This window comes from Blautia intestinihominis, from assembly GCF_040096655.1.
GTDB lineage: Bacteria > Bacillota > Clostridia > Lachnospirales > Lachnospiraceae > Blautia_A > Blautia_A intestinihominis.
This window is the reverse complement of the sequence record NZ_JBBMEI010000148.1, coordinates 1-2739: the sequence shown is the minus strand read 5'-3', so window position 1 is coordinate 2739 and position 2739 is coordinate 1. Positions and strand designations below refer to the sequence as shown.

Sequence of the window (2739 nt, the reverse complement as noted above, 5' to 3'; positions counted from 1 at the left end):
CCTCCGATGGATCCAGTCTTTTCACCAGGTAATCATTCCATTTAAAGAACTCTTTTGCAGCCACAGTAACAGCCATACCAGTACAGATTACTGCTGCTGCAATCAATAATCGTCCACTGATTTTTTTTCTTTTATATTTTTTATCAACTGAATCCGCCTGTTCAATCTGTTTTAGTGTATCTTCAAATTTATTATGAAAATCCTGTGGTACTTCCGGTGCGATATTATTCCATTTCTTCTCTAACATGACATTTTCCCCTTTCCTGTTATTCTCTTTAATTGCTTACTGTTTTTCCCAGTTGCCGGTCTTTTCTCTTCTTCGGATAACTGCACCTTCAAAAACTCTCTTGCACGTGAAAGTCTGCTTTTGATCGTTCCTTCCGGAATATCCAGAGCCTCACTGATCTCTTTCAATGAAAATCCTTCTAAATAATACAATGTTACCAAAACCCTCAGATCCTCCGGAAGTTCCATAATCGCCATATACAAATGACTGTATCTGTCCTCCTCAGTCATTTTCATATTGTCCATATATTCTTCATATGGAATAACATTTTTTCTTTTCCGAAGAATCCCTTTGCATTCATTGATCAATATCCTTGTGATCCATGTTCGGAAATATTTTTCTTTCTTTAAAGTGGGAAGTTTTTCATATGCCTTAAGAATTGTTTCCTGCACAGCATCCCCACAATCAGAGTCATTCTTCAGAATGGACTTCGATATATGATACAGCATGGCTTCTGCATCCCGAACCTCCTTAATAAATACATCTTTTGTCATAACTTTGTCTTCTCCTTTTGTCCAGCTGGATTACTATTCATGTTTACTTTTACACTAATTAGATGCATCGGAAAGGAAATCGGTTCTCATAAAAGTATTTTTTTCCGTTGGCTCTTCTATTGCCAACGAAATATCCGATTTTTTAATCTCTGTTCTGTTTGTGTTTATATTTTTTATGTAATTCCGTAATATATTCCTCAAGCTTCTCTTTGTCTTGCTCTCCACAAGCAACTAAACCAAAATACTGCTTAGATCGATCCTATATGCTTTCGCTGTTTTCTGACCCAGTTTCTCTGTATATGTGCAATAATTCCAGAAACGGTGCTATTTTATCCGGTAGTCTCATTTTTCGTTCTCCCCTACGTTTGCGGTAATCCCTGTTACCATTGTTCTTAGCAAACTCTAGTATACAGGTAAATCCACGTTGCTACAAATGTGGGGTCACTTCATATTATCTAAAACATATTTCGATAAGTCAAAATTACAATTTTCACACTTTAATTGATATAATATTCAATAACTAAACAAGGAGGCCATTTAACCATGAATAATGTAAAAATTCTATGTATCGCAGGCAGTATCGTACTCGGTAGTATATTGCTATCCGGACAAGCTTTTGGCAAAGCCCCCTCAGATCTAATCACCCTTTCCGCCCCTAAGGAGCCTGAGGGGCAATATGTATCTTATGATATAGATGGTTCCGGCTCTTATTATGATAGTGATTCAGATATAACTTACTATTTTGTCAAGGGGATTGTCACTTCTTATTCTAATCATGCAAAAACCTTTTCGCTGACTTCTGACGCCGGTGAAACTTATGAGTTACCGGCAGATACGGATATTAATATAACCGACTATCTCAACACAGAAGCACATATATGGTACTCAGAAGACTCTCAAAAAAACTTAAAATTACTTGCGTTCTCTCCTCAAATTTTTTGGGAACATATTAATGAGCTGGAATCAGATGAACAAATTCTGGATGGTGCCACAGAAATTGATGGGACTCTTTCAAAATATATCTCTTTCTGGTTAACAGAAGATAAAATAGATGTTACTCTCTTATTTGTTGAGGACAACGATGGAAACACTCATATATATGCAGAGGATAACACCAAAACAATCGAAGACTATATCAAGTTATATGAAGATATGCATTTAAATTCTCAAGTATATGATGATTTTAATGTTGCATATCTTATATCAGAAGCATCATCTTGACTTACCCAAATGTCTGGTTGAGAACCTGATGTTTTTTACATCAAACATATCATATATTTTAAATGCCGCAGCCAATATTTTCAAAGGCTGCGGCATTTTTGACTTAATTTTTCTTTCAAACATGTTGCTTCTTCTTTTGACTGCTGCAAATATGTTTATGTCACAAATTCAAGCAATAATTCAGCACTTACTATTTATGTAAAAAATCATTTCAGAAATTGATATATTTTTTCTTTTCTCTGTTTACATATTGACGGCTAAAGTGTAAGAAAGATGCGATTTCACTATCTGACCACCCTAAAATCAAGTATTTTAAAATATCCCTTTGGTTTGAAGTCATTTTTAAGGTTATATTTTTCAGATCAAATGCTAATTCCACAGATGAATAATCCGCTCTATAGCTTTCTTGTAAATCACCTTCATTATCCATATATGCACATTCGTATTTTTCTTTTTTTAAGTTTTTTTTGCATATGGTTTTACTAAAGGTTCCATTATGCAAAGTAAGTTTTGCATATATTTTGAATCATTTTTCGCCTGTATAACCAAATCTTTATATTCCTGCATCATATACCCTTTTATTTTTTAAAGAGTATCTGGGCATAAAAATGTAAACTTATTTTTTGTTCAGAATCAAAGGTTTCTTATATCTATAAAAAAAGGAATATTGTATTTAAACAATATTCCCCAGACTGTAGACAAACTTGGTGTTGGGTGTTATACCCAGCACCAAGTTTG

5 protein-coding genes are annotated in these 2739 nt (G+C 34.2%); 1 reads left to right on the top strand and 4 read right to left on the bottom strand.

Annotated features, from left to right (window positions below):
• Together WMO75_RS19195 and WMO75_RS19190 are read right to left on the bottom strand one after the other, a co-directional pair.
• Nucleotides 1–247, bottom strand: a 247-nt coding sequence (locus tag WMO75_RS19195) for a hypothetical protein (protein ID WP_349078779.1), incomplete at its 3' end; no start/stop codon positions are given.
• Nucleotides 241–780, bottom strand: a complete 540-nt coding sequence (locus tag WMO75_RS19190) for an RNA polymerase sigma factor (RefSeq protein ID WP_055056185.1) — start codon at nucleotides 778–780, stop codon at nucleotides 241–243. The genes WMO75_RS19190 and WMO75_RS19195, both read right to left, overlap by 7 nt.
• A 543-nt stretch (nucleotides 781–1323) precedes the next feature.
• On the opposite strand from WMO75_RS19190, the gene WMO75_RS19185 reads away from it, so the two are divergent.
• Complete coding sequence (locus WMO75_RS19185) at nucleotides 1324–2001, top strand: hypothetical protein (protein WP_005424139.1); 678 nt, start codon at nucleotides 1324–1326, stop codon at nucleotides 1999–2001.
• Here WMO75_RS19185 and WMO75_RS19180 read toward each other — a convergent pair.
• Both WMO75_RS19180 and WMO75_RS19175 read right to left on the bottom strand, forming a co-directional pair.
• Complete coding sequence (locus WMO75_RS19180; RefSeq protein ID WP_005424140.1) at nucleotides 1993–2124, bottom strand: hypothetical protein; 132 nt, start codon at nucleotides 2122–2124, stop codon at nucleotides 1993–1995. The genes WMO75_RS19185 and WMO75_RS19180 overlap by 9 nt on opposite strands.
• Nucleotides 2125–2212: 88 nt before the next feature.
• Nucleotides 2213–2431: a helix-turn-helix domain-containing protein gene (locus WMO75_RS19175; RefSeq protein WP_005424142.1), complete on the bottom strand. Its 219-nt coding sequence runs from the start codon at nucleotides 2429–2431 to the stop codon at nucleotides 2213–2215.
• Between the last annotated feature and the right edge of the window lie 308 nt (nucleotides 2432–2739).

Bases quoted from the DNA above. Each gene is read 5' to 3' on its own strand.
- WMO75_RS19190 (WP_055056185.1), bottom strand. From the start codon at position 780: ATGACAAAAGATGTATTTATTAAGGAGGTTCGGGATGCAGAAGCCATG.
- WMO75_RS19185 (WP_005424139.1), top strand. From the start codon at position 1,324: ATGAATAATGTAAAAATTCTATGTATCGCAGGCAGTATCGTACTCGGT.
- WMO75_RS19180 (WP_005424140.1), bottom strand. From the start codon at position 2,124: ATGTTTGAAAGAAAAATTAAGTCAAAAATGCCGCAGCCTTTGAAAATA.
- WMO75_RS19175 (WP_005424142.1), bottom strand. From the start codon at position 2,431: ATGGATAATGAAGGTGATTTACAAGAAAGCTATAGAGCGGATTATTCA.